The 24,320-nt window shown below is 64.3% G+C and carries 20 protein-coding genes; 9 read left to right on the top strand and 11 right to left on the bottom strand.

All coding sequences use genetic code 11. The features are described 5' to 3' along the window. Positions 1–45 precede the first annotated feature (45 nt). A complete protein-coding gene (locus FA94_RS10225) occupies positions 46–363 on the top strand; it encodes a hypothetical protein (protein WP_035550383.1) in 318 nt (105 codons plus the stop codon). Positions 364–422: 59 nt separating this feature from the next. Here the strand turns inward: FA94_RS10225 and FA94_RS10220 are convergent, their stop codons facing one another. Further along, on the bottom strand, positions 423–1,376 hold the full coding sequence (locus FA94_RS10220) for a LysR family transcriptional regulator (RefSeq protein WP_035550381.1): 954 nt from the start codon (positions 1,374–1,376) through the stop codon (positions 423–425). A gap of 146 nt (positions 1,377–1,522) precedes the next feature. Between FA94_RS10220 and FA94_RS10215 the strand changes: the two genes are divergently transcribed. Continuing rightward, positions 1,523–2,539: a zinc-binding alcohol dehydrogenase family protein gene (locus FA94_RS10215; RefSeq protein ID WP_035550379.1), complete on the top strand. Its 1,017-nt coding sequence runs from the start codon at positions 1,523–1,525 to the stop codon at positions 2,537–2,539. Positions 2,540–2,853: 314 nt separating this feature from the next. Beyond that, positions 2,854–3,417: a DUF6013 family protein gene (locus FA94_RS10210; RefSeq protein ID WP_035550375.1), complete on the top strand. Its 564-nt coding sequence runs from the start codon at positions 2,854–2,856 to the stop codon at positions 3,415–3,417. A 147-nt stretch (positions 3,418–3,564) separates the two neighbouring features. Here FA94_RS10210 and FA94_RS10205 read toward each other — a convergent pair whose 3' ends face one another. Together FA94_RS10205 and FA94_RS10200 are read right to left on the bottom strand one after the other, a co-directional pair. Next, on the bottom strand, positions 3,565–4,371 hold the full coding sequence (locus FA94_RS10205; RefSeq protein ID WP_035550372.1) for an ABC transporter permease: 807 nt from the start codon (positions 4,369–4,371) through the stop codon (positions 3,565–3,567). After that, on the bottom strand, positions 4,368–5,129 hold the full coding sequence (locus FA94_RS10200) for an ABC transporter ATP-binding protein (RefSeq protein WP_035550369.1): 762 nt from the start codon (positions 5,127–5,129) through the stop codon (positions 4,368–4,370). Before FA94_RS10200 ends, FA94_RS10205 begins: the two co-directional genes overlap by 4 nt. A gap of 245 nt (positions 5,130–5,374) precedes the next feature. On the opposite strand from FA94_RS10200, the gene FA94_RS10195 reads away from it, so the two are divergent. Beyond that, complete coding sequence (locus tag FA94_RS10195; RefSeq protein ID WP_035550366.1) at positions 5,375–7,885, top strand: AsmA family protein; 2,511 nt, start codon at positions 5,375–5,377, stop codon at positions 7,883–7,885. Between the two features lie 271 nt (positions 7,886–8,156). On the opposite strand, the gene FA94_RS10190 is transcribed toward FA94_RS10195, so the two are convergent. After that, positions 8,157–8,651 (bottom strand): hypothetical protein, encoded by a 495-nt coding sequence (locus FA94_RS10190; RefSeq protein ID WP_035550363.1) that lies wholly within the window; start codon positions 8,649–8,651, stop codon positions 8,157–8,159. Positions 8,652–9,063: 412 nt separating this feature from the next. Here FA94_RS10190 and FA94_RS10185 point away from each other — a divergent pair, with 412 nt between their 5' ends. The 3 genes from FA94_RS10185 to FA94_RS10175 all read left to right on the top strand — a co-directional run bounded on the left by FA94_RS10185 (position 9,064) and on the right by FA94_RS10175 (position 13,379). After that, a complete protein-coding gene (locus FA94_RS10185; RefSeq protein ID WP_035550361.1) occupies positions 9,064–10,674 on the top strand; it encodes a sensor histidine kinase in 1,611 nt (536 codons plus the stop codon). 150 nt (positions 10,675–10,824) lie between these two features. After that, positions 10,825–11,316 (top strand): response regulator, encoded by a 492-nt coding sequence (locus tag FA94_RS10180; protein ID WP_035550359.1) that lies wholly within the window; start codon positions 10,825–10,827, stop codon positions 11,314–11,316. An 89-nt stretch (positions 11,317–11,405) separates the two neighbouring features. Further along, positions 11,406–13,379: a hybrid sensor histidine kinase/response regulator gene (locus tag FA94_RS10175; RefSeq protein WP_035550357.1), complete on the top strand. Its 1,974-nt coding sequence runs from the start codon at positions 11,406–11,408 to the stop codon at positions 13,377–13,379. A 144-nt stretch (positions 13,380–13,523) separates the two neighbouring features. Here FA94_RS10175 and mscL read toward each other — a convergent pair whose 3' ends face one another. The 4 genes from mscL to mfd form a co-directional block, all read right to left on the bottom strand. Further along, on the bottom strand, positions 13,524–13,970 hold the full coding sequence (gene mscL, locus FA94_RS10170; RefSeq protein ID WP_035550355.1) for a large conductance mechanosensitive channel protein MscL: 447 nt from the start codon (positions 13,968–13,970) through the stop codon (positions 13,524–13,526). An 89-nt stretch (positions 13,971–14,059) separates the two neighbouring features. After that, on the bottom strand, positions 14,060–15,094 hold the full coding sequence (locus FA94_RS10165; protein ID WP_035550352.1) for a pyridoxal-phosphate dependent enzyme: 1,035 nt from the start codon (positions 15,092–15,094) through the stop codon (positions 14,060–14,062). Positions 15,095–15,149: 55 nt separating this feature from the next. Beyond that, entirely contained in the window at positions 15,150–16,376 is a 1,227-nt protein-coding gene (gene argE, locus FA94_RS10160; protein WP_035550350.1) for an acetylornithine deacetylase, read from the bottom strand. 208 nt (positions 16,377–16,584) lie between these two features. Continuing rightward, on the bottom strand, positions 16,585–20,067 hold the full coding sequence (mfd, locus tag FA94_RS10155) for a transcription-repair coupling factor (protein ID WP_035550348.1): 3,483 nt from the start codon (positions 20,065–20,067) through the stop codon (positions 16,585–16,587). 121 nt (positions 20,068–20,188) lie between these two features. On the opposite strand from mfd, the gene ispD reads away from it, so the two are divergent. Together ispD and ispF are read left to right on the top strand one after the other, a co-directional pair. Beyond that, on the top strand, positions 20,189–20,902 hold the full coding sequence (ispD, locus tag FA94_RS10150; protein ID WP_035550345.1) for a 2-C-methyl-D-erythritol 4-phosphate cytidylyltransferase: 714 nt from the start codon (positions 20,189–20,191) through the stop codon (positions 20,900–20,902). A gap of 104 nt (positions 20,903–21,006) precedes the next feature. Beyond that, positions 21,007–21,486 (top strand): 2-C-methyl-D-erythritol 2,4-cyclodiphosphate synthase, encoded by a 480-nt coding sequence (ispF, locus tag FA94_RS10145; protein WP_035550342.1) that lies wholly within the window; start codon positions 21,007–21,009, stop codon positions 21,484–21,486. A gap of 95 nt (positions 21,487–21,581) precedes the next feature. Here the strand turns inward: ispF and FA94_RS10140 are convergent, their stop codons facing one another. The 3 genes from FA94_RS10140 to FA94_RS10130 all read right to left on the bottom strand — a co-directional run bounded on the left by FA94_RS10140 (position 21,582) and on the right by FA94_RS10130 (position 24,277). Next, positions 21,582–22,106, bottom strand: a complete 525-nt coding sequence (locus FA94_RS10140; RefSeq protein WP_035550339.1) for a carboxymuconolactone decarboxylase family protein — start codon at positions 22,104–22,106, stop codon at positions 21,582–21,584. 74 nt (positions 22,107–22,180) lie between these two features. Beyond that, positions 22,181–22,729 (bottom strand): peroxiredoxin, encoded by a 549-nt coding sequence (locus FA94_RS10135; protein ID WP_035550336.1) that lies wholly within the window; start codon positions 22,727–22,729, stop codon positions 22,181–22,183. 198 nt (positions 22,730–22,927) lie between these two features. After that, positions 22,928–24,277, bottom strand: a complete 1,350-nt coding sequence (locus tag FA94_RS10130; RefSeq protein ID WP_035550334.1) for an ATP-binding protein — start codon at positions 24,275–24,277, stop codon at positions 22,928–22,930. Positions 24,278–24,320 lie beyond the last annotated feature (43 nt).

The following is a 24,320-nucleotide window of genomic DNA, read 5'->3' as shown; positions in this document are numbered from 1 at the left end:
CGGCAATCCAGCCCATCACCTCGTTCGATCAACAAGGAGTCAACCATGAAGACCACCCCGCAATCGTCGGACGGCGACAGGAAGGCCGATCCGCACGCCGACAAACAGCCCCGTTCGATGCAGGAGGCGTCCGCGCCCTTGCCGCACGAAACCGATCAGCAGCCGGAATCGCAACATGAAGGCGGTCCGCGCCATGTCGGCAAGCAGGCGCATCGCGATCTGGAGCGCGGGCTGAAGGACACCGACCGTCGCGGTGGCGACGAGTATCAGCAGAAGACCCAGAACGACGCGCACACCGACATCAACTCCGATGGCAAAGGCACAGGCAAGAGCAAAAGCACCGGCGGCAGCGGCAAGCATTGACGAGGCCGACCGCCGACCGCCGAGCCTCAACCGTCGACCATGCCGTCGCGCTAAAAACCTCACGCGTCCGCCGCATCCCAATACGGCGGATCGCCGAAATGCCCGGCAAGAAACTCGATAAACGCGAGCGTTTTGGGCGGCACGAAAGCGCGGCTCGGATACACCGCCCAGATCGCCACCTGCTCGGCGAGCGGATAACTGTCGAGCACGCTGATCAGTTCGCCGCTGCGTAGATAGGGCGCCACGTCCCACGTCGATTTGAGTGCGATGCCGAAGCCCGCGAGCAACGCGTCGCGGATCACTTCGCCGTTATCCGTCACGAGGCGTCCGCTCACGCGCACGTCGAGCGGCCCGGCTGGCGTCACGAATCCCCAGTCGCGCTGGTCCGACAGGATCATGCATTCGTGCTGCGGCAGATCCGACGGATGACGCGGCGTGCCGCTCTCCGCAAGATAGCGGGGCGACGCGCACAGCACCCGGCGGTTCACCGCGAGACGACGCGCCACCAGCGACGAATCCTTCAGCACGCCGATCCGGATCGCCACGTCGATGCCGGCGTCGACCAGATCGACCAGTTGATCGGTCAGCCGCAAATCGACGCTCACGCCAGGATGGCGGCGCAAGAATTCGCTGATTACCGGCGACACATGCTGGCGCCCGAACGACGACGGCATCGACACCCGCAGCCGGCCCTGCGGCTCGGCCTGGCCGCGACCAACCGCCGCGCGCGCCGCCGCGGCGGCATCGAGCAGCGCTTCGGCGCGCGTCATGAAGACTTCACCGTCCTGCGTGAGGCTGATGCGACGGGTGGTCCGATGCAGCAATCGCGCGCCGAGCAGCTTTTCGAGTTGCGCGATCCGCGAACTGGCCACCGCCGCCGACAAGCCGAACTCGCGGCCGGCCGCCGACACATTGGCGAGCAACGCGGCGCGCACGAACAACGCGACGTCGAGCAGGTCGAGCCGCTCGCGTTCGGCGGACGAAGATCGGGGCAATGGGCTGGCAGGCGTCATTCTTCTGAAAATCAAAAAGATGTTTCAGAGATTATGCCGGTTTTGCGCGAATAAGAATCGCCGTACGATGACGTTCATGGGATCGACGACATGGCGCGACGCCGCGTCACCGATCCTTCCTCTCATCCGAACGAACAGGAGTCTGTATGAAAGCCGTTGGTCTCTACCGTTATCTGCCGATCGACAATGCCGAAGCCCTGGTGGACCTCGACATTCCGAAACCCGACGCCACCGGCCGCGACCTGCTGGTCAAGGTCGAGGCCATTTCGGTCAATCCGGTCGACGCCAAGGTGCGCGCGCCGAAAGACAACGTCGAAAAAGAACCGCGCATTCTCGGTTGGGACGCGGCCGGCACGGTCGTCGCGGTCGGCCCGGAGGTCACGCTGTTCAAGGTGGGCGATCCGGTGTTCTATGCGGGCAGCATCACGCGGCCGGGCGCGAATAGCGAGTTTCATCTGGTCGACGAGCGGATCGTCGGGCACAAGCCGGCATCGCTCGATTTCACGCACGCAGCCGCGCTGCCGCTGACGGCGATCACCGCGTGGGAAGCGCTGTTCGACCGCCTCGGCGTGTCGCCGCAAGGCGCGGACGAAGGTCGCACGGTGCTGATTTTCGGCGGCGCGGGCGGGGTCGGCTCGATCGGCATTCAACTCGCCAAACAACTGGCGAAGCTGAAGGTGATCGCGACCGCATCGCGTCCCGAATCGGCGAAATGGGCCACGGAGTTGGGCGCGGATCACATCGTCGATCATTTCGGCGATATTCCCGCGCAACTGAAAAAGCTCGGCATCGATCAGGTCGACTACGTGCTGATGTTCAACGATACCGACAAGAATTTTCCGGCGGCGGCGGAAGTGCTCAAACCGCAAGGCGGCATCTGCACGATCGTCGAGAACAGCAAGCCCGTGCCGGTCGAGTTGCTGAAGGCGAAGAGCGCGGCGTTCCACTGGGAGTTCATGTTCACCCGCTCGATGTTCGGCACGCCCGACATGATCGAGCAGCATAAGCTGCTGACCGAGGTGGCGCGGCTGGTCGACGCGGGCGCGTTGCGCACGACCGTCGGCGAGGATCTCGGCACGATCAATGCCGCGAATCTGCGCCGTGCGCATCAACTGCTCGAAGCGGGGCGCGCGATCGGCAAGCTGGTGCTGACGGGTTTCTGAAGCGCGCCGTCGGCTGAAAGCGCTTTGACGATGCAAGGCCGGCGCCGCAGCGATGCGCGCCGGGCGTCGCGCGTTTTCCGCTTCACACGCGCAGAAAACGCTGCGCCGCAAGCGGGGTAACACCCGATCTCCGCGCAGCGCGCGCGGCCTCTCGAGGCGTTAGACTGGTGACGCATCATGCGAAAACAGTTGCGTGTCTCGCGACCCGGCTGGCGAGTCCAGCCCCGGCCCGCTCACCGCACGGCCCACACCGGGCGGTGCCCCGGCAGTCGCGCTGAAACAGGCACGCAGCGGCACAACAACGAGGTGATAGTATGAGCTCCAGCTTCAAACTCTCCGCCGTGTCCGTTGTCGCTTCTCTCGCTTGCGCGCTCGCGCCCGGCCTGTTCGTGCCGGCGGCGCACGCGGCCACGCCGATCACGGTGACCTCCCAATCCGCGCTCGACGGTCCGATCCGTTACACGGTGCGCGTCACGTCGAAGCAGTTCGGCAATTCCCAGGAAACGCGCACGATCCGCTCCGGCGAATCGGACGACTTCACGTGGAAAACCGTGCCGCCGGGCGGCCCGGTCGCCGCCACGGATGCCTGCCCGAACTACGCGTCGCTACCGGTCGATACCAACGGCGCGATGATCCGGCAGACGCAGATCCGCTTCGCGCCGGTGGTCGCCGCCGACGGCACCGCGAGCGTGCAACTGAGCTTCCAGGCGCAGACACCGCACGGCATCAAGACGGTGACGAACGGCGGCAAAACGCTCAAGTGTCCGAACGACGTGAGCGTCAGTCAGATTCTGCGTTTCACGATGCCGGTCAACGGCAGCACGAAAACGCTGACGCTGAACGACGGTACGGAAGTGGCGGTCAGCGCGAAGCGTTGAGGGGGGAGTTGAGCGGCGTGGCTGCAACCGGCGCACACGGGGTTTGCGAGCCCTTGCCGGTCGCAGCCTTTGAGCGTGGCATTCTGGTGTTGCACCCCGGCGTTGCATGCTGGCGTTGCTTGCCGGCGTTGCGCTTAGCGTCACACCTCAGCGCCGCGCCGCCGCCCGCTCCACCAGCCGCGCCGACAGAAACCGGTGTTCCGCCGAAAACAGCCGCCGGTAAGTCAGCAGCACCGCGCCCACGGTCCCCAAGGCCGACGCCGCCGCGATCAGAAACATGATCACGATCTGATAGCGCACGGCCTGCAACGGCGACTGACCGGCCAGCACCTGGCCGGTCATCATGCCGGGCAGACTCACCACGCCGACCACGGCCATCTGGTTCAGCGTCGGCATCATGCCCGCGCGTACCGCCTGGCGCGCCGGCACCTGCGCGGCTTCCCAGCGCGTTGCGCCGAGCGCGAGCGCCATGTCCACGCGGTCGCGCCGCGCGGTCAATTCCTCGGTCATCCGTTCGATACCGAGCGACACGCCGGTCAGCGTATTGCCGAGAATCATGCCGAGGATCGGAATCGCATATTGCGGCTCGTACCACGGGTGAATCCGGATCACCACGAACAGCCCGACCGCGCCCACCAGCCACGAACTGACCCAGATCGACAGCACGCTGTCCGCGCGCTGACCGGCATACGTGCGGCTGCCGCGCTGCGCGCCCGCGAAACCGGCGATCAGCGTCATCACGATCATCAGCGGCAGCACCACGAACCAGTGGTCGTAACGGAACACCCAGCCGAGCACGTAGCCGATCGCGAGCAACTGCACGACGGTGCGCAGCGCCGCCCACGCGAGCTGGCGTTCGAGATCGAGCTTCAGCGCCACCGACACCACGCCGTTCACGACGATCAGCAGCGCGGCGATCGCGACGTCCCAGAGACTCAGGTTTTGCAGGGTCATTGGCCGAGCTGCTGGTGGTCCTGCGGTGAAGCCTGAGGCATCGGCGCGGCGGAGCGTGTCGGATCGGCTTGTGCGGCTTGCCCGGTTTCGTCGAGCACACCCGCGCGCATGGTCAGATGCCGCTCGCTCATGCGCGCGGCTTGCGCCGGATCGTGAGACACCCAGATCGACGCATGACGGCCAGGCTCGGCGTCGAACCACGCGCGCACCAGCCCTTCGATCGCGTGCGACGACTCCGGGTCGAGCGACGCGGTCGGCTCATCGAGCAGCAGCACTTCGGGCGCGAGTTGCAGCACGCGGATCAGCGCGGCGATCTGCGCCTCGCCGCCGGACAGCTCGCTTGCGCGCTTGTCGAGAAAGTCGGCGCCGCGGCCGGCCTGAACGGCGAGGCTCGCCGCCCGCGCGCGATCGAAGCGCACGTCGCGATATGCGCGCAGCTCGAACGGATAGCGCAGATTGTCTTCGACGCTGCCGTCGAGCAACGCGGGCCGTTGACGGATATACGCGACGTTACGCCGGTAACGCGGAATCACGGACCGTTCCACCGGCGCGCCATGCCACACGATGCGTCCGGCATCGAGCGGATCGAGCAGCGCGAGCGCGCGCAGGAACACGCTCTTGCCTGAGCCGGACGGCCCGGTGATCGCGACGCGCTCGCCCGCGTACAAAGCGAAACGGGTCGGCTGCAACAGCATCTGGCCGCGCTGCGCGTCGCGGCGGGCAACGCCGTCGGCGAGGACAAAGGGAACATCGGTCATGAGTGAGGTGCGGGGTGGTTCGGCTGCGGAGGGCGTGTTCTGAAAGCCGCCGCGACCCGGTCATGACGCCCGTCAACCTCGGGTCATCGCTGCCGGTCTGCGGCCGGGCCATGCGGCATGATAAAGCCACACGAGCCGCAGGCCGCGCAACCTTCGCCAACGGCTGCAATCGGCCGCAGTCGACCGTAATCGGGCACGATACGTGCTGCCCGATACGCTACGTAGAAATAAAGCGGAGCTTTTCAATGGCAGGGTCGAGCACAGTCGGGCGACGGATCGGAAAAATCATCGGATGGATACTCGCGATCATCGTGGTCCTGATCGCCGCGCTGGTGATCTTCATTCTGACCTTCGACTGGAATCGCGCCCGCCCGTACATCGACGACAAGGTCACGCAGGCGATCGGCCGGCCGTTCGCGATCAACGGCGATCTGAAGGTCGGCTGGCGGCATCCGGTCGGCGAAACCGGTTGGCGCGCCTGGGTGCCCTGGCCGCGCTTCTCGGCGGCCAACATCACGGTGGGCAACCCCGACTGGACGAAGCAGCCGCAGTTCGCCACGCTCGACGAGATCGACTTTCAGGTCAAGGTGCTGCCGCTGCTGGCGCACGACATCGTGATTCCGGCAATCAACCTCGTGAATCCGTCGGTCGATCTCGAACGCCTGCTGGACGGGCGTAATAACTGGACGTTCAAACTGGCGTCGTCGAGCGGGCCGTCCGAATGGAAGCTCGACCTGCACGATATCGCGTTCGCGAAGGGCAACGTCGCGCTGTCCGATCAGCAGAAGAAGGTCGATTTGCAGATGGCGATCGACACCCTCGGCCAACCGATCCCGATCGGCGAAGCGATGAAGCAGCAGGAAGAGGCGTCGCGCAAGTCGTCGGCGGAGGCGATCGGCCGCGCGGGCGCCAGCAAGCTGACCGCGCAGGCCAATGCACAGGCGGCGTCGGAGGCTGCTGCGGCCTCGGCGGCGGCGGCTTCCGGGGCCTCGGCGACGGAGATCAACGCGTCGGGCGTCACGCCGACCACGGGCGCTTCGGGCGCGCTGGTCGCCGGTGGCGCGAGCGAGGGCGCAAGCGCGGCGGCGTCGGCATCGGGCGCGACGGCAGCAGCGACGGCGAGCACGGCGGCCGGCAGCGACGCCAACGCAAGCGGCGCACCGAAACGTGAGATTCCGCCGTACGCCATCGGCTGGACTATCAAAGGGACTTACAACAAGACGCCGGTCTCCGGCAGCGGCAAGGTGGGCGGCGTGCTGGCGCTGCAGGACGCGGACCGGCCGTTCCCGGTGCAGGCCGACGTCAAGGCGGGCGATCTGCACGTCGGCCTGGTCGGCACGATCACCGATCCCGCGCATCTGGCGGCGGTCGATCTGCGTCTCTGGCTGCAAGGCAACAGCATGGCGCGACTCTATTCGCTGACGGGCGTGACCTTGCCCGATACCCCGCCCTATGCCACCGAAGGACGTCTGGTTGGCCAGTTCAAGTCCACCGGCAACGTATTCAAGTATGAAAATTTTACAGGCCGGGTGGGCGGCAGCGATCTGAACGGCTCGCTGACCTACACCGCGCGTGAACCGCGTCCGCTATTGCAGGGCGAACTGGTGTCGCATCTGCTGCAATTCGCCGATCTGGCGCCGGTGATCGGCGCCGATTCAAACGCCAGCAAGGCCAAGCGTGGTGACGCGACCGCGCAGCCGTCCGGTAAGGTGCTGCCGGTCGAGGAATTCCGCACCGACCGCTGGAAGGCGATCGACGCCGACGTGAAATTCACCGGCCGGCGCATCGTCAAGAATACGGATCTGCCGATCACGGACCTCTACACGCATGTGGTGATGACCGACGGCGTGCTGTCGCTGGAGCCGCTCAAGTTCGGCGTGGCCGGCGGCTCGCTCGCGTCGGACATTCATCTGGACGGCAGCACGACGCCGCTGAAGGGGCGCTTCGCGACGTCGGCACGGCATCTGAAGCTCAAGCAACTGTTCCCGAACTTCAAGACGATGCAAAACGCGCTCGGCGAAATCAACGGCGACGCCGCCTTGACCGCGACCGGCAATTCGCCGGCGGCGCTGGCGGCGACCTCGAACGGCGAGGTGAAGGCGCTCGTCACCGACGGCACCGTGAGCCGTCTGATCATGGAAGCGGCGGGGCTGAATGTGGCGAACGTGGTGTACGAAAAGCTGTTCGGCAATCGCGACGTGAAAATCAACTGCGCGGCCGCCGATTTCGTGGCGACCAACGGCGTGCTCGATTCGCGCGTGTTCGCGCTCGATACCGACGACGCGGTGATCAACATCGACGGTAATGTGAATCTGCGGGACGAAAGCATGGATCTGGGCGTGCATCCGCATACCAAGGGCTTCCGGGTGTTTTCGCTGCGCTCGCCGCTGTACGTGAAGGGCACCTTCAAGGATCCGCACGTCGGCGTGAATGCCGCGGCGCTGGCGCTGCGCGGCGGAGCGGCGGTCGGGCTCGGGCTGATCAATCCGTTTGCCGCGTTGATTCCGCTGCTCGCGCCGAGCAACAACAAGCCGCTGCCGTGCGCGCAACTGCTGGCTCAGGTCCGGCAGGCGCCGACTGCGCCGCCGCCGGGCGTCAAGGAGCAGCCCAAGGCCGCTATTTCACTGGATGGCGCGCCGGTCAATAAGGCGTCGGGTGGCGCATCGTCGGCTGCTGCGCCTGCCGCTGCACCCGCGTCGAGCCGGAAGCCCGCCACGATGTCGCCGGCCAGCGCCGCCGAGTACAAGGGGAGCTGATTTTGATGACGCTATTACCTGCGGACTGGTTGAGCTGGAGTGTGGGCGGCGGCTTGTCGCTGGTCTTCCTGTGGCTGATCAGCGTACCGCCGACGCACGACCGTGGCGCCGACCCTATGATCGACGCTCAGCCAAAACCGCCACGCCGCGCGCATACGCGCAGGTGCTACCGGGCACGGATGGATCATTCAGGGCGAGCGAGAAAAGGCAACGCCGCCTGATAAAACCAGCGGCGTTGTCGGATAGGGAATGTTTGGAACGGGAGACGCGCCTAGCGTAGCGATCTCGGTGCGGCATCTCCTGCCGCATCCTGCCGACGCACCCCGCGACGGGCACCGCCGATGCGCGTGGCGCCGAACTCCGTCAGGATCTTGCTGCGCGCCCGGCTGGCGAAGACCAGAAAGCCGAAGCCATCCGCTTCATACCAGTAGCCACCGTTTTCGAGGCCGTCGAGCGGTTGTTCCAGCGCGTTGGTAATGGATTCGATGCAGCGCCGCCGCAATTCGGCCGGCGCCGGATAGGGCGGTTGCGCGCCGCGCACGCTGCATAAGAGCACGTCGAGCCCGGGCAGCACATGCGCATAGAGGACCGGCTCGTCTTGCGCGCGAGCGCGCGCAATCTTGGTGTCGAGCTGACCGAACGGCTTGAAATGCCGTAGTACCGCGAGGAACGACTCGTCGCCGTCCACCTTCGCGCGCCTACGCTTTTTCGGGAAGGCCATAAAAATTCGCCTGAAAAAGAATTGCAAGAAACGCAGCGTCCTCATGCGACCACTCCCGGCTTCGCGCGCCGCACGTCGATCTTTTATAGCATACGACAAGGCCGGATTCACGGTGATTCGACGGCTACGCCGACCTCACCGCCTCCCGCACGAATCATGCCGAACCGCCTCGCCGCGCGCTTTCCCTTCCCAGCACATCTGCCTCCATGATAGACGCACGACGCGCCGAATAAACAACTCGCATCAATAAAAAAGTCACTTTTGTGTGGGCCAGCGCATCTTGCCGCTACGTTGAAATATCTCGGATTCACGTCGATAATGGCCCGTCCGGCTGCACCGCGCCGTACCGCCGTACCGCCGTTCCGGCATCGCGGCGGCGCGCGCGCACGCACCGCGAGACGCGACCGGCCCTCGCGAGCCGCCGCGGCCTGACCGACCCTTCGACCTTCGGGCGAACATGAAATTATTCACCAAGGGTCTGCTGCTGATTGCCGTGCCGAGCGTGGTCGAGCTGGCGCTTCTTGGCGTCGTCTTCGATACCCAGGAGCAGACAGCGCAGGCTGCGCAGTGGGTCTCCAACAGCAAGCAGATCCTTTACCAGTCGTCGGCGATTGTCGACCCGCTGCTGCGTCAGGCCGCGCGGGTTCGCACGGGCATGGCCGTCGGCGATCCGTCGTTTATCGACCGCCATACGGTGTGGGTCGATCTCGGCGACCGGCTGTCGAATCTCGATACGCTGGTGGCCGATACGCCGCAACAGGTCGAGCGGGTTCACAAGATGCAGCGCGCGATCGAGGCTTATCGCGCGCAGACCGTCGAGATTTCGCAGGCGCTGCACGCCGGGCGCAGCCCGGCTACCTTCACCGCGCTCGAAACCGAGCCGCTGCCGCAGCAGATCGCGCTGTTTCGCGACGAACTGGCGGCGTTCGCCGACGAGGCGTCGCGGCTCGACGCCGAGCGCGCGGCGGCGCTCACGCGGCGGCGCGAACGTCAGCAATACGCGCTGATCGCCGCAGTGCTCGGCTCGATGCTGATCTGGGCCGCCACTGCGGTGGTGTTCGCGCGCAGTATCGGCCGGCGGCTGGAAGTGCTGACCGGTAATGCCGAACGGCTAGGCAACGGCCGCACCCTGGCGCCGCCGTTGTCGGGTAACGACGAGATCGCCGCGCTCGACGCGGTGCTGCATCAGACCGGCGCCCGTCTGCGCGCGGCGGAAGCCGACCAGGCCATGATGAAGACGCGGCTCGAAGCGCGTGCGCAGGAGTTGGCGAGCGTCAACGAGGAACTGCGTCAGGAGACGCAAGATAATGAAATGTTCATCTACAGCGTGTCGCACGACTTGCGCTCGCCGTTGGTGAACCTGCAAGGTTTTTCGAAGGAACTGCAGGTTTCGTGCGACGAACTCGACAGCATCGTCGACGCGGCCGGCCTGCCGCAGGGCGAGCAGCGACGTATGACGCATATTCTGGACGGCGACGTGCGCGAGTCCCTGCAATATCTGCGCACCGCGGTAACGCGTGCCGCCGCGATCATCGACGCGCTGTTGCGCATCTCGCGCGCCGGCCGGCTCGAATACCAGTGGCAGCGGGTGAGCGTCGGCCGGGTGGTCGGCCGGGTGGTCGACGCGCTGCAGGGAGCCATCGCGCAGCAGTCGGCGGTGGTTACGGTGCGTGAATTGCCCCCCGCGTGGGGCGACCCCGGCGCGATCGAGCAGGTCTTCGGCAACCTGATCGGCAACGCGCTGAACTACCTCGACCCGGCGCGCCGTGGGCGCATCGAGGTCGGCGCGCTGGAGCCCGATCCGATCGACGAGTCCGAGCCGCGCGCCGTGCGCACGCGCACTTATTACGTGCGCGACAATGGCCTCGGCATTCCGGCGGCTTACATGTCGAAGGTATTCCGCGCGTTCCAGCGTCTGCATGGCGACGTCGCGAACGGCGACGGCATTGGTCTCGCGGTGGTGCGGCGCACGGTGGAGCGGCATGGCGGGCGTGTGTGGGTCGAGTCGGCGGAAGGCGCCGGGTCGACGTTTTTTGTAGTGTTGCCGGAACAGCCCACGCGGAATTGACTCGCGGCGTTGGGCCCGGCGGTTGGTATGGGTGTTGGTGTCGGCGTTGGGATTCGGCCTGGGTTGATCTTGTGCCCAATCGCCAAAAACGCCACGACTAGAACAATTCAGAAGCGGTATGGTTCAGCTACCTGTTTGCACGGAGAGCGTATGAGTCACGGGGAAACGGTCAGCATCGTGCTGATCGAAGATGACGACGGTCATGCAACGCTCGTGGAGCGTAATCTGCGCCGTGCCGGCGTGTCGAATGGTTTCGTGCGCTTTCGCGACGGTCAGCAGGCGCTCGACTATTTCTTCGGCCCGGCGCCGGCCATCGATCCTGACGCGGATCCCGCCACGGCGATCCCCGCGCGCGAGGATCTGACGAACTTTGTCGTGCTGCTCGATCTGAAAATGCCGCGGGTGGACGGTTTCGAAGTGCTGCGTCGTCTGAAAGAGTCGCCGCAGACCGCCGCGGTGCCGGTGATCGTGCTGACTACCACCGACGACCCGCGCGAGATCGCGCGCTGCTACGAGCTCGGGTGCAACGTCTATATCACCAAGCCGGTCGAATACGATGCTTTTATCGAAGCCGTGCGCCGGCTCGGCTTCTTCCTGCAAGTGGTGAAGCTGCCGTCGGGCCATCGCCTCGCGGCGCCGTAAGGCCGCGCCCGTCGAGCAGCGCGCCCATGAAGCTGGCCGAAAGCCGCGCATGACAACCTGATCCACCCGAACCCGTGAAAGAATTCCGCATGACCGAAGAAGTGTCCACGCAGCAAGCCGCCTATGTGCTGGTCGTCGACGACGACGAAGGCATCCTGCGGCTCGCGCGCAAGTCGCTTGAACGCGCCGGCTGCCGGGTCGCGATCTGCGCCGGCGTCGAAGCGGCCCGCGAGCGGCTCGCCGGCGGCGCGCCCGATCTGCTGGTGCTCGATTACCAGTTGAGCGGACCGGAGACAGGACTCGACTTCTTTCGCCGTTTGCGTTCGGAAGGTGTGCGGATTCCCGCCATCCTCGTGACCGGTTTTACCGACGAATCGCGTGTGATCGAAGCGTTGCGCGCGGGCGTGTCCGACGTGGTGCCGAAATCCGGCGATTACCTCGATTACCTGCCCGAAGCCGTCGAGCGGGTGCTGTCGCAAGTGCGTTTGCAGCGCGCGTCGGACGAAGCCTTGCTGCTGCGCGATCGCGAGCAGCATTACCGCACGCTGTCGGAGGCGTTGCCGCACCTCGTGCTGACCTGCAACGCCGCGGGCGACTGCGATTTTCTGTCGAAGCAGTGGTACGACTACACCGGTCTCCCCGACAGCAGTTCGTACGGTCTCGCGTGGCTCGATGCCGTGCATCCGGACGATCGCGAGGAGATCCGCCGCACCTGGCTCAAAGCGGTGACGAGCCATGCCGGCGACTATCGGCACGAGTTGCGGATTCGCCGTCACGACGGCGAATACCGCTGGTTCGACGCCCGCGTCGTGGCGATGCGCGACGCCGAAGGTCAGGTCAGCAAATGGTTCGGCAGTTGCACGGACATTCATTCGCAACGCGAGGCGATCGAGGAGCGCGAGCGGCTGCTCGCGTCGGAGCAGGCCGCCCGCCAGATCGCCGAAGACGCCAACCGCGCCAAAGACCGCTTCCTCGCGATGCTGTCGCACGAATTGCGCACGCCGCTTACGCCGGTGCTGGCCGGCGCCAGCGTGCTGGAAATGATCCCGGATCTGCCCGAGCAGGCGCGCGCGAGCGTGCGCATGATTCGCCGCAACGTCGAACTCGAAGCGCGGTTAATCGACGATCTGCTTGACCTCACGCGGGTGGCGAACGGCAAGCTGCGTTTGTCGCTGGAAACTGTCGACGTGCACGAAGTGATGGACAGCGTGCTCGAACTGTTCCGCAGCGAGATTCAGGTGAAGCAGCAGGACGTGCATGTGCATAAAGACGCGCAGCATCACTACGTGCTGGCCGACCGCGCACGCTTGCAACAGATGCTATGGAATCTGATTCGCAACGCCGCCAAGTTCACGCCGGACGGCGGCCATATCTATTTGCGTACCCGCGACGAACGCATGCAGGTGCAGATATCGGTTGAAGACACCGGTATCGGCATCGAGCCGGAACAGATCGGCAAGCTCTTCAATGCGTTCGAGCAGGGCAATCAGAATATGACGCGCCAGTTCGGCGGCCTGGGCCTGGGGCTCGCGATCACCAAGGCGCTGACCGATGTGCATGGCGGCACGGTGATCGCGCAAAGCCCCGGCGCGCATTGCGGCGCGACCTTCACGATCACGCTGCCCACCGCCGCGGCGCCGGCCGGTCCGCCGCCGGTCGTGGCACCCGACCAGGTGCGCTCGGGCGTTTTGCTGACCATCCTGCTGATCGAAGACCACGAGGATACCGCCGAGGTCATGGCGCAACTGATCCGCAGCCTCGGTCACGACGTGACGGTAGTGGGCCGCGTGGACGACGCCCTGGCCGCCACGCAGTTGCAGACGTTCGAGCTGATTGTCAGCGACGTGGGTTTGCCCGACGGCACAGGCCTCGACTTCATCAAGGCGTTCCGCGAGCATTCGGATGCGCCGGCGGTGGCGCTGACCGGCTTCGGCACCGACGAAGATGTGCGCCGTTGTGTGGCCGCCGGTTTTACTTCGCATCTGACGAAGCCGGTCAACTTCGGCCAGCTCGAGGCGATGATCGACAGCGCGGTGAGTCTGAAAGCGCAGAAGGGCGCTTAACGCCTTTGCTTTGTCGTGTTGCGTCGTGTTGCGTCGTATCTCGGCGCGTGATGTTTTGATCGAAAAAAAGCCTGTTGCGATTTTCATCGCAACAGGCTTTTTCTATTCAACCTTGCCTCGGCTAACACACCGGAGGCGCCGGTTTTAACGCGGTGAATTCTTTAACGAATCGCGGATTTCACGCAGCAGCAGCACGTCTTCCGGCGTGGGCGCCGGTTCTGCGGCTGCGGCTTCAGTCGGCTTGCGCAAATTGTTAATGAATTTGACCATCAGGAAAATGATGAACGCGAGAATCAGGAAGTTGATCAGCACGGTGATGAACGAGCCGTAACCGAACACCGCCACGCCCGCCGTCTGCAAGTCTTTATACGACTCGGGGCTGCCTTTGAAGCTAGCCGGAATGTCGCCGAGGCGAACAAACTTATTGGAGAAATCGAGGCCACCGGTGACAAGCCCGACAACCGGCATGATCAGGTCTTTAACAATCGAATTGACAATGGTGGAGAACGCGCCGCCGATAATCACACCGACCGCCAGATCCATCACGTTGCCCTTAAGGGCAAATTCCTTGAATTCCTTGACCATGCTCATAGAGGTTCCTCCCAGATATCGATTAGCGAATGATACCAACCTGAGAAGGATAGGCTAGTCCTTTGACAAGGAAAGCCAAGAGCGGATTGCTATTCAGGAAACTGTGACGCGCTATGACGTGCGCGTTCAATATGCGCGGCAAAACTGACCGGGTCGGTATTGGTGCCGCACAACAGCACGCCCACGCGCTTGCCCTGCAACTGTTCGCGCAGCGGTCCGAGCAGCGCCGCGGTGGCGGCCGCGCAGGCCGGTTCGACGGCGAGCTTCAGTTGTCCGAATAAGGTCAGCATGGCGGCGCGTAATTGATCGTCGGAGACGGTGACGAGCTGGTCGATATGACGGCGGCACAACTCGTAGCTGTATTCCTCGGTATGCGGCGACATCAATGAATCGGCAATGCCGTGCATGTGGCCCATCTTGACCGTGTGATTGGCGGCGAAACTCTTGCCCATTACGTCCGAGCCTTCCGGCTCGACGCCGTACACATGCACGCGCGGATTCGCGAGCCGCATGGCCGTGGCGACACCGGCGGCGAGGCCGCCACCGCCGATGGGCAGCACGACCGCTTCGAGGTCGGGCGTTTGCGTGGCCCATTCGTAGCCGAGCGTGGCCGACCCTAGCACCGTGCGATAACCGTTGAACGGATGCACAAAATAGCGGCCTTCTTCAGCCTCGATACGACGCACCAGTTCGAAGGCTTCGGCAATATCTTCGGCGAATACGATCTCGGCACGATACCGCCGGCACAGCGCGACACGCGCCGGATTGGCCGCGCGAAACAGCACCACCTTCGCGCCGATGCCGAGCCGCATGGCCGCATACGCCACCGCCACCGCATGATTGCCGCCCGACACGCAGGTCACGCCGGCGCTGCGCTGGGCTTCGTCCAGCGCGAGCAGGTTGGTGAACGCGCCACGCGCCTTGAAGCTGCCGCCCGCCTGCAGCAGTTCGAACTTGAAGTTCACCACGGTGCCTTCCAGCGACGCGAAGTCGAGCCGGTCGAATACCGGCGTTCGCGTCACCCACGGCGTCAACGCAAAATGCTGAGTGGCGATGTCGTCGAGCGTGGGAATCGGCTCGCCGTCGATCGTGTGGTCCGTGTGCTGCGGTGTGGCGGTTGACATGGCGTGTGGGTGTTGTTGGTCGGTATGAGTAAGACCTTTTTTGTGCCGCTCGGTTTCAGTGTGCGTGCGCGTCCACCGACATGCTGTGAATGAATTTTTGCAGGAAGTGTTCGCAGGCGACCAACTGGTCCAGTGCGACGAATTCGTTGGCCTTGTGCGCCTGCTGGATGTCGCCGGGGCCGCACACAATGCTCGGAATGCCCGCCAGCGAAAACAGGCCCGCTTCGGTGCCGTAGGCGACCTTGCGCTTGTCCTGGTCGGCGGTGAGTGCGCGCACGAGCTGCGTGATCGCGGCTTGTTCAGACGAATCGAGCCCGGGCGCCGCAGCGATCTTGGTGATCTCGATCGCTGCCGATGGATGCTCGCGCAACATTTTCGGCAACAGCGTTTCACGCGCGTATTGATCGATGCGCGCGAAGATCGGTTCGGGGTCGAGCGTGGGCAGGTTGCGAAATTCGAACTGGAATTTGCATTCGGCCGGCACGGTGTTGATCGCATTGCCGCCGATGATCGTGCTGGTCTGCGAGGTGGTGAAGGGCACGTCGTAGAGTTCGTCGAACGGGCCTTGCTCGCGGAACTGATCGGCCATGTCGCGGATATAGCAGATCAGGCGCGCGGCGTATTCGATCGCGTTCAAGCCCTTCGGCGTGAGCGACGAATGCGCGGCCTGGCCGCGCACGCAGCACTGGTATGCGTTGATGCCCTTGTGCGCCACGATCGGGCGCATGCTGGTCGGCTCGCCGACAATGCAGCCGTCCGGCTTCACGCCGCGCTTCATCAGGTCCGCGATCATTAGCGGTGCGCCGGCGCAGCCGACTTCTTCGTCGAACGAGAGGGCGAAGTGAATCGGCTTGGCGAGCTTCGTGCGCTGCATCTCGGGCACGAGCGCCAGCGCCGCGCCGATAAACCCCTTCATGTCGCAGGTGCCGCGGCCGTACAGCTTGTCGCCGCGAATCTCCGGCTTGAACGGATCGCTGTCCCACTGCTGACCGTCCACCGGCACCACGTCGGTATGACCCGACAGCACCACGCCGCCATTGGTCTCGCCGTTGTGCGCCGGAATCGTCGCGAACAGATTGGCCCACTTGCCGCTTGGGTCGTGCGTGAGCGTGGCGTCGACACCGACCGCGCGCAGTTCGTCGCGCACGGTTTCGATCAGGCCGAGATTCGGATTGCGGCTGACCGTGTCCATCGACACGAGGCGGGTGATCCAGGGGAGCGAAAGCGAGGCGACGGAAGCGGACGTTGACGAGGACTGCGCTGATTCAGCGACGTGAGACATGACAAGACTCCGGCATTTGAGTCTTTCGATCATACCCAAAAAAAACTCACCCGTATGCTGCGGAGCGCGTTTGCGCACCGCAGCATGAACCGAAAGACGCTAGACGTCCCCCGTTTTTCTCACGTTGCACGCATGGGTGAGGGCGCGGGTGCGTGCATGAGTGTGTGCGCTCGTGCAACCATACATCACGTCGTAACGGCGGAATTCATCATCGCGCAGCGGCGGTCGGCGCCGTGCCGCGGCTCGGCGAACCGAGCGCGCGCAACGTCTCCTTGACCGTCGCGACACGCACCGCGAGATCCGGGCTGCGCGTTTCGATGCGCAGCTTGTCCTGACCCGCGAGCTTGATGTGCTTATGCTTCTGCACCATCTCGATGATCCGCATCGCGTCGATCGGCGGATTGGGAATGAACTGCAAACCGATCACCGTTTCGCCCGCATCGATCTTCGAAATGCCGAGCGGCTTCGCCGCCAGCCGCAACCGATGCGTCTCCACCAGCGCAAGCGCTTGCGGCGGCAACTTGCCGAAGCGGTCGATCAGCTCTTCCTGAATGCTGTCGATCGAATCGTTGTGTTCGCAATTAGCCAGGCGCTTGTACAGCGACAGACGCTCCTGCACGTCGCCGCAATAGTCGGCGGGCAGAATCGCCGGCGCGTGCAGGTTGATCTCGGTCGTGGCGGCGAGCGGCGCGGTGAGGTCGGGCTCGCGGCCTTCCTTGAGCGCCTTCACCGCGTCGTTCAGCATGTCGGTGTAGAGCTGGAAGCCGATCTCGTGAATCTCGCCCGACTGCTTGTCTCCGAGCACTTCGCCGGTGCCGCGAATCTCCAGGTCGTGCATGGCCAGATAGAAGCCCGAACCGAGTTCCTCCATCTGCTGGATCGCCTCGAGGCGGCGTTGCGCCTGCTTGGTCAGCCCTTGCGGATCGTGCACCAGCAGATACGCGTACGCCTGGTGATGCGAGCGGCCCACGCGGCCACGCAACTGATGCAATTGCGCGAGACCGAACTTGTCGGAACGGTGCAGCAGAATCGTGTTGGCGCTCGGCACGTCGATGCCGGTTTCGATAATGGTCGTACACAGCAGCACGTTGGCGCGTTGGGCGACGAAGTCGCGCATCACGCGTTCGAGTTCGCGCTCATGCATCTGACCATGCGCGACCGCGATACGCGCTTCGGGCACGAGCGCTTCGAGCATCTGCCGGCGATTCTCGATCGTCTCGACTTCGTTGTGCAGGAAGTACACCTGGCCGCCGCGCTTCAGTTCGCGCAGCATCGCCTCGCGAATCACGCTGTCTTCCTCGCGACGCACAAAGGTTTTGATGGCCAGCCGCTTTTGCGGCGCGGTGGCGATCACCGAGAAATCGCGCAGGCCTTCGAGCGCCATGCCGAGCGTACGCGGGATCGGCGTGGCCGTCAGCGTGAGCACGTCCACTTCGGCGCGCAGCGCCTTCAGCGCTTCTTTCTGACGCACGCCGAAACGGTGTTCCTCGTCGATCACCACGAGCCCGAGGCGCTTGAACTGCACGTCGGAGGAGAGCAGCTTGTGCGTGCCGATCACGATGTCGACCGTGCCTTCGTTGATCTGCTGGATCGCGGCATTCACTTCTTTGGTCGACTTGAAGCGCGACAGTTCGGCGATCCGCACCGGCCAGTCGGAGAAGCGGTCGGTGAAGGTCTGCGTGTGCTGTTCGGCGAGCAGCGTGGTGGGCGAGAGCAGCGCCACCTGCTTGCCGCCCATCACCGCGATAAATGCCGCGCGCAGCGCCACTTCCGTCTTGCCGAAGCCGACGTCGCCGCACACCAGGCGATCCATTGGCTTGCCGCTCGTCATGTCGCCGATCACGGCGGCGATCGCGGCGGCCTGGTCCGGCGTTTCCTCGAAGCCGAAGCTCTCGGCGAACTTCACGTAGTCTTTCGGTTCGAGCGCGAACGCATGGCCTTCGCGCGCGGCACGGCGCGCGTAGAGATTCAGCAGTTCGGCCGCGGTGTCGCGAATCTGTTGCGCGGCTTTGCGCTTGGCCTTTTCCCACTGGCCCGAACCGAGCGAATGCAGCGGCGCGCTTTCCGGATCGGCGCCGCTATAGCGTGAGATCACGTGCAACTGGGCGACCGGCACATACAGCTTGCTGTCGCCGGAATATTCGAGGTGCAGGAACTCGGTTTCGCCTTCACCGAGGTCCATGGTGACCAGACCCATATAGCGGCCGATACCGTGCTGCGAATGCACGACCGGATCGCCGATCTTCAACTCGGAGAGGTCGCGCACCATCGAATCGACGTTGCTCGCCTGCTCCTGGCGGCGGCGCCCGGCGCGACGCGCGAGCGGCCCGTAAAGCTCCGTTTCGGTGATGACCGCGATACCGTCGACCGGCACGGCAAAGCCGGTGGCGAGCGGCGCGACGCCCAGCGAAAAACGCGAGTCGCCGATCAGCCAGTCCTGGAAGCTGTCGCTCGAAGCCGGCCGCAGCTGGTTGTCGGCCAGCAACTGCAGCAGCGTTTCACGGCGGCCTGCCGATTCGGCGGCGAACAGCACGCGGTTCGGCGTGGTGGCGAGATAGGCGCGCAGCGCGGCCACGGGATCGTCGGCATGGCGGTCGATCGCGAGATTCGGCAGCGGGGTCGACCAGCCGCCGCCCGTGTTGACGGGCAGCACGAGACGCGCGAACGGCTTGGCGAACGTGTAGAAATCCTCGTCCGACAGGAACAGGCGCTGCGGCTCCAGGATCGGCCGGTCGCGATCGTGCGACAGGAAGTTGTAGCGCTGCTTCGTGTCGTTGGTGAAGCGCCGGATCGCCGCGTCCAGATCGCCGATGAACGCCAGTTGCGCGCCTTCGGGCAGATAGTGGAACAGCGTCGCGGTGTCCTCGAAGAACAGCGGCAAATAGTATTCGATACCCGCCGACGGCACGCCGTTGCCGATGTCTTTATAGATCGACGCGCGGCTCGGGTCGCCTTCGAAGGTCTCGCGCCAGCGGCTGCGAAATGCGGTGCGCGCGGCTTCGTCGAACGGGAATTCGCGGCCCGGCAGCAGGCGCACGTCTTTCACCGGATAAAGGCTGCGCTGCGTGTCCGGATCGAACGCGCGGATCGAGTCGACCTGATCGTCGAACAGGTCGATCCGGTACGGCAGCGGCGAGCCCATCGGGAACAGGTCGAGCAGCGAGCCCCGCACGCAGTATTCGCCGGGACGCACCACCTGGCTCACGTGTTCGTAACCGGCCAGCGTGAGTTGCGCCTTGAGCTTGGCCTCGTTGAGACGCTCGCCCTGGGCGAACGAGAACGTATAGCCGGCGAGGAACGACGCCGGCGGCATCCGGTACAGCGCGGTGGTGGCGGGCACCAGCAGGATGTCGCAGCGGCCTTCGCCTAGGTCGTGCAGCGTGGCGAGGCGCTCGGACACGAGGTCCTGGTGCGGCGAAAAGGTATCGTAAGGAAGGGTTTCCCAGTCGGGCAGCAGGCGCACCCGCGCCTCGGGCGCGAAAAAGCCGATTTCCTGCGATAGACGCTGCGCATCGACGGCGCTTTCGCACACGACGGCCAGCAGCGGCACCTTCTCGCGGTAGGCGAGATGGTAGCGGGCGATCAGCAGCGCGTCGGACGAACCGTGCGTGCCGTCGAAGGCGAAACGCTGGCCGGCCTTGACAAGCGCGACGGGCGGGGAGGACTGCGATGATGCGGCGATGTCTGGCATAGAAGAAAAAAGGCGGCCTCGGGCTCACACGTGAGCGGCAAGTTTACGCGTGTCCGGGCATGGATGCGAAGGACCTATTATAAAATCCGTCCTTTACTTTGACTTCGCGGCCTCCGCCCTCGTGACTTCCCGTCTATTTGCCCTGATTCCATCCGCCGGCACCGGCAGCCGTTCCGGCGCCGCGATGCCCAAACAATATCGCACGGTAGCCGGGCGCGACATGCTGCATTACTCGCTGGCGGCCTTCGACGCCTGCAGCGAATTCGCCCAGACCCTGCTGGTAATCGCGCCCGACGACCAGCACTTCGACGGCCGCCGCTTCGGCCGGCTGCGCTTTGCGGTGCGCCGCTGCGGCGGGGCGTCGCGCCAGGCGTCGGTGCTGAACGGGCTGCAGGCGCTCGCCGAGTTCGGCGCGCACGACGACGATTGGGTGCTGGTGCACGACGCGGCCCGGCCGGGCATCACGCCCGCGCTGATCCGCGCGCTGGTCGGTGCGCTGAAGGACGACGCCGTGGGCGGCATCATGGCCTTGCCGGTGGCGGATACGCTGAAGCGGATCGACGCGGCGTCCACCGACGGCCGCATCGCCCGTACCGAAGCACGCGACGGGTTGTGGCAGGCGCAGACGCCGCAGATGTTCCGCATCGGCATGTTGCGCGACGCGATTCTGCGCGCGCAGGCCGACGGTCACGATCTGACCGACGAGGCGAGCGCGATCGAATGGCTGGGACATGCGCCGAAGCTCGTGCAGGGCAGCTTGCGCAACTTCAAGGTGACCTATCCGGAAGATTTCGAGCTGGCCGAGGCGATTCTGAGCCGGCCGTCGGCTTCGTGATGATCAGTTTCAGACCGGTTTCGGTCTGAATTCGGACCGGTTTCGATCGATCGCAATTTCAGTTTTAATTTCAGTGAATAAGCGGACTTAAGGACTTGACGCATATGGATTTCAGAATTGGCCAGGGGTATGACGTGCATGCGTTGGTGCCGGGACGTCCGTTGATTATTGGCGGCGTGACGATTCCTTATGAGCGCGGCTTGCTCGGGCATTCGGACGCCGACGTGCTGCTGCACGCGATCACCGACGCGATTTTCGGCGCCGCGGCAATGGGCGACATCGGCCGTCATTTCTCCGATACCGACGCGAAGTTCGCCGGCGCGGACAGCCGCGTTTTGCTGCGCGAGTGTTATGCGCGCGTGACGGCGGCGGGGTTTTCGATCGCGAATGTGGACAGCAGCGTGGTCGCGCAGGCGCCGAAGCTCGCGCCGCATATTGAAGGCATGCGCGCGAATATCGCGGCCGATCTCGGCCTGCCGCTCGAGCGCGTCAACGTGAAGGCGAAGACCAATGAAAAGCTCGGTTACCTCGGGCGAGGCGACGGAATCGAAGCGCAGGCCGCGGTGTTGCTGATCAAGAGCTAACGGCGGGTTGGGCTAAAGGAACCCGATGCGGCTCATTCAGGAGACGCGCGCGCAGCGGCGATTAAATCATCGTGCTGCGCGCGCTGACCGAAGTTTTATTTACCCTCGGCGGCAATACATTGCGCGGTGGCATTAATCACCGCCGCGATCCGGCCGACATCGCGCAATTGCGTGGCACTCATGCCTTCGGCTACCAGCGTATCGAAGTGCGACTTCACGCAAAAATGGCATTTGCCGATAATCGACGCCGCCAGCGCATACATCTCGAAGCGCCGTTTATCCACGCCGCCATGCGACGCATAAGCGTTCATCCGTAATTGCGCCGGCTGCGATTTCAGATCCGCGCTGCCCGTCATCTCGACGTACGGATACCAGACGTTATTCATGCCCATCAACGCGGCGGCGGTGAGCGCGCCATTCGTTTCTTCCGGCGACAACACGCCCGCATTGCGAATCGCGTCGACGATCACCGTGCACTTCGCGGCGAACGCCGCCGCCAACGCCACGCCGACCGCATCGTTTCCTTCGAGCGATGAGCGCGCAATCGTGCCGTCCAGATTCAGCCGGATGTCCTTGGCGTAGTCCGGCACGCGTGCCTTAATCGAAGACAAGAATTCCATTGTTATCTCCTATCGGGTTGTCGATAAAAAAGCCCGCGGCTTTTTCAAGCTTGACGGGCTTTTGAAGACACGGCTTACAGCGTTGCGCCGCCGACCGAGCGGTTGCACGGACATAGTTCGTCCGTTTGCAGACCGTCGAGAATCCGCAGCACTTCTTCCGGATTGCGGCCCACGTTCAGGTTATTCACCGACACGTGCTGGATCGTATTGTCCGGATCGACAATGAAAGTGGCGCGCAGTGCGACGCCGGCTTCCTTGTCGCGCACGCCGAGCTGGTCGATCAACTCGCCTTTCACGTCGCCGAATGCGTAGTGATTCAGCTTGTCCAGGTCCTTATGCTCGCGACGCCAGGCCAGCTTCACGAATTCGTTATCGACACTGCCGCCCAGCAGCACGGCGTCGCGTTCTTCGAAGTCGTTGGCCAGTTTGCCGAACTCGACGATTTCGGTCGGGCACACGAAGGTGAAATCCTTCGGGTAGAAATAAATGATTTTCCACTTGCCCGGGAACGACTGCTCCGTGATTTCTTCGAACGCCGAGACGCCGTTTTCTTCGTGATGGTTGAAGCCTGGCTTGGCAGCGGCAATGGTGAACGCTTCGATTTTATCGCCAACGGTTTTCATGCGAATACTCCTTCGTAAGTTGGAAAAAACAGCATGTCTTAGGCTCCGAACTCGTTACACGAGCGCGTCACACGGTGTCCCCTATGGTTCTATTGAACCACCCGTTCTATAGCGTCAAGCTAATCGAACGGGTGGCAATTATTCAATGCGGCCGTGGGCCGCAGGCGGCGCGCCGAGGCGCCTGACGCCGGTTTCCGCTCAGGCGCCCTTGGCCAGCGGGAACTCGATCGTGACCTCGAGACCCGGGCCCGGCGTGCGGTTGCGCAAACGCAGCGCACCGCGGTAGCGGCCCACGAGGCGCTGCACGATGGCCATGCCGAGGCCCGTGCCGTTCGCCTGCGTGCGCGCCGAGTTCACACGATAAAACGGCCGCGTGACAAGCGCCAACTGGTCTTCCGGAATGCCGGGGCCTTCATCGACCACGGACAGTTCAACCCGCGAGTGCGACACCCGCGTTTCCAGAATCACGTGCGGAATGCCGTCGCCGTCGCTCAGACCGTACTTGCGAGCGTTCTCCAGCAGATTGCCGACCACCCGCCGCATGTCGGTTTCATCGGCCTCGATCACCGCCGACGGCGCGAGCCGCGTGATCAGCCGCATGCTGTCTTCGCTCTGCATACGCGCAGCCAGTTCTCCTGCGATCACCGAAAGGTCGACAGGTTCCGGAACACGTTGCACGGGCCGCGCGTAATCGAGGAAGCGGCCGATGATCATGTCCATCTGCTCGATGTCGTCGACCATCGCGTCTTTGGTGCTTTGATCGGACGGGCTCATTTCGGTTTCGAGCCGCAGCCGCGCGAGCGGGGTGCGCAGATCGTGCGAAATCCCCGCGAGCATCAGCGCGCGGTCGGCCTCGAGCTGTTCGAGGTCCTGCACCATCTGGTTGAAACTGCGATTGGTTTCGGCGGCCACACCCATGCCGCGCTCGGGCAGCGGTTCGGGCGACTGGCCCGAGCCGACCTTGCGCGCGGCCATGGCGAGGCGCGCGAACGGCCGATTCACCAGACTCGTGATGAACGCCGCGCCGAACAGCGAGAGCGCCAGCGCGAACACGCCCCAGCCGGCCCATTGCAGCCCGGTGGCGTTGTCGAGCTGATCGCGGTCGAGGGCGACCCAGTAGTCGTCGTCGTCGATCTTGAAGCTGATCCAGACGCCGGGAATGTCGTTCACGCTCTGCGCGATGACCGTGTCGTCGCCGAGCCGGCCGCGAATGTCATGTTCGATCAGGCGGTTCAGCGACTCGTCGGGCTGGAGCTTGTATTTGTCGGTGGTTTCGCGCGGGTACACCCGCACCCCTTCATTACTCTCCAGATCCTGCAGCAGTGCGCGCCGCAGGTCGGGATCGGAATAAAGGAGGGCGGTGCGCGTGAGCTTGACGATCGCCACGAGCTGCAACGCCACGCGCTGCGCGCGCGGCTCGCGTTCGATCACCCGGAAGCTCTGGAACCAGGCGGCGAGACTGACTGCGATCAATAGCGCGATCAGCAGAAAGGTTCGCCAGAAAAGGCCGCCGAACGCGAGCGTCAGGAGGCGCCGGTCGATCCGCATGGGCCCTTCTTATCTGAAATCAAAAACAGGAGGCGAGAACAAA

It is taken from the genome of Burkholderia sp. 9120 (assembly GCF_000745015.1).
GTDB lineage: Bacteria > Pseudomonadota > Gammaproteobacteria > Burkholderiales > Burkholderiaceae > Paraburkholderia.
The sequence above is the reverse complement of the archived record's forward strand: the minus strand, read 5'-3'. Positions and strand labels throughout refer to the sequence as shown.

Excerpts from the sequence above, each read along its gene's own strand:
- FA94_RS10210 (WP_035550375.1), top strand. The coding sequence starts at position 2,854 with ATGAGCTCCAGCTTCAAACTCTCCGCCGTGTCCGTTGTCGCTTCTCTC.
- argE (WP_035550350.1), bottom strand. The coding sequence starts at position 16,376 with ATGTCTCACGTCGCTGAATCAGCGCAGTCCTCGTCAACGTCCGCTTCC.
- FA94_RS10165 (WP_035550352.1), bottom strand. The coding sequence starts at position 15,094 with ATGTCAACCGCCACACCGCAGCACACGGACCACACGATCGACGGCGAG.
- mscL (WP_035550355.1), bottom strand. The coding sequence starts at position 13,970 with ATGAGCATGGTCAAGGAATTCAAGGAATTTGCCCTTAAGGGCAACGTG.
- FA94_RS10205 (WP_035550372.1), bottom strand. The coding sequence starts at position 4,371 with ATGACCCTGCAAAACCTGAGTCTCTGGGACGTCGCGATCGCCGCGCTG.
- FA94_RS10200 (WP_035550369.1), bottom strand. The coding sequence starts at position 5,129 with ATGACCGATGTTCCCTTTGTCCTCGCCGACGGCGTTGCCCGCCGCGAC.
- FA94_RS10225 (WP_035550383.1), top strand. The coding sequence starts at position 46 with ATGAAGACCACCCCGCAATCGTCGGACGGCGACAGGAAGGCCGATCCG.
- mfd (WP_035550348.1), bottom strand. The coding sequence starts at position 20,067 with ATGCCAGACATCGCCGCATCATCGCAGTCCTCCCCGCCCGTCGCGCTT.
- FA94_RS10185 (WP_035550361.1), top strand. The coding sequence starts at position 9,064 with ATGAAATTATTCACCAAGGGTCTGCTGCTGATTGCCGTGCCGAGCGTG.
- FA94_RS10190 (WP_035550363.1), bottom strand. The coding sequence starts at position 8,651 with ATGAGGACGCTGCGTTTCTTGCAATTCTTTTTCAGGCGAATTTTTATG.
- FA94_RS10130 (WP_035550334.1), bottom strand. The coding sequence starts at position 24,277 with ATGCGGATCGACCGGCGCCTCCTGACGCTCGCGTTCGGCGGCCTTTTC.
- FA94_RS10175 (WP_035550357.1), top strand. The coding sequence starts at position 11,406 with ATGACCGAAGAAGTGTCCACGCAGCAAGCCGCCTATGTGCTGGTCGTC.
- FA94_RS10180 (WP_035550359.1), top strand. The coding sequence starts at position 10,825 with ATGAGTCACGGGGAAACGGTCAGCATCGTGCTGATCGAAGATGACGAC.
- ispF (WP_035550342.1), top strand. The coding sequence starts at position 21,007 with ATGGATTTCAGAATTGGCCAGGGGTATGACGTGCATGCGTTGGTGCCG.
- FA94_RS10215 (WP_035550379.1), top strand. The coding sequence starts at position 1,523 with ATGAAAGCCGTTGGTCTCTACCGTTATCTGCCGATCGACAATGCCGAA.
- FA94_RS10195 (WP_035550366.1), top strand. The coding sequence starts at position 5,375 with ATGGCAGGGTCGAGCACAGTCGGGCGACGGATCGGAAAAATCATCGGA.
- FA94_RS10220 (WP_035550381.1), bottom strand. The coding sequence starts at position 1,376 with ATGACGCCTGCCAGCCCATTGCCCCGATCTTCGTCCGCCGAACGCGAG.
- FA94_RS10140 (WP_035550339.1), bottom strand. The coding sequence starts at position 22,106 with ATGGAATTCTTGTCTTCGATTAAGGCACGCGTGCCGGACTACGCCAAG.
- FA94_RS10135 (WP_035550336.1), bottom strand. The coding sequence starts at position 22,729 with ATGAAAACCGTTGGCGATAAAATCGAAGCGTTCACCATTGCCGCTGCC.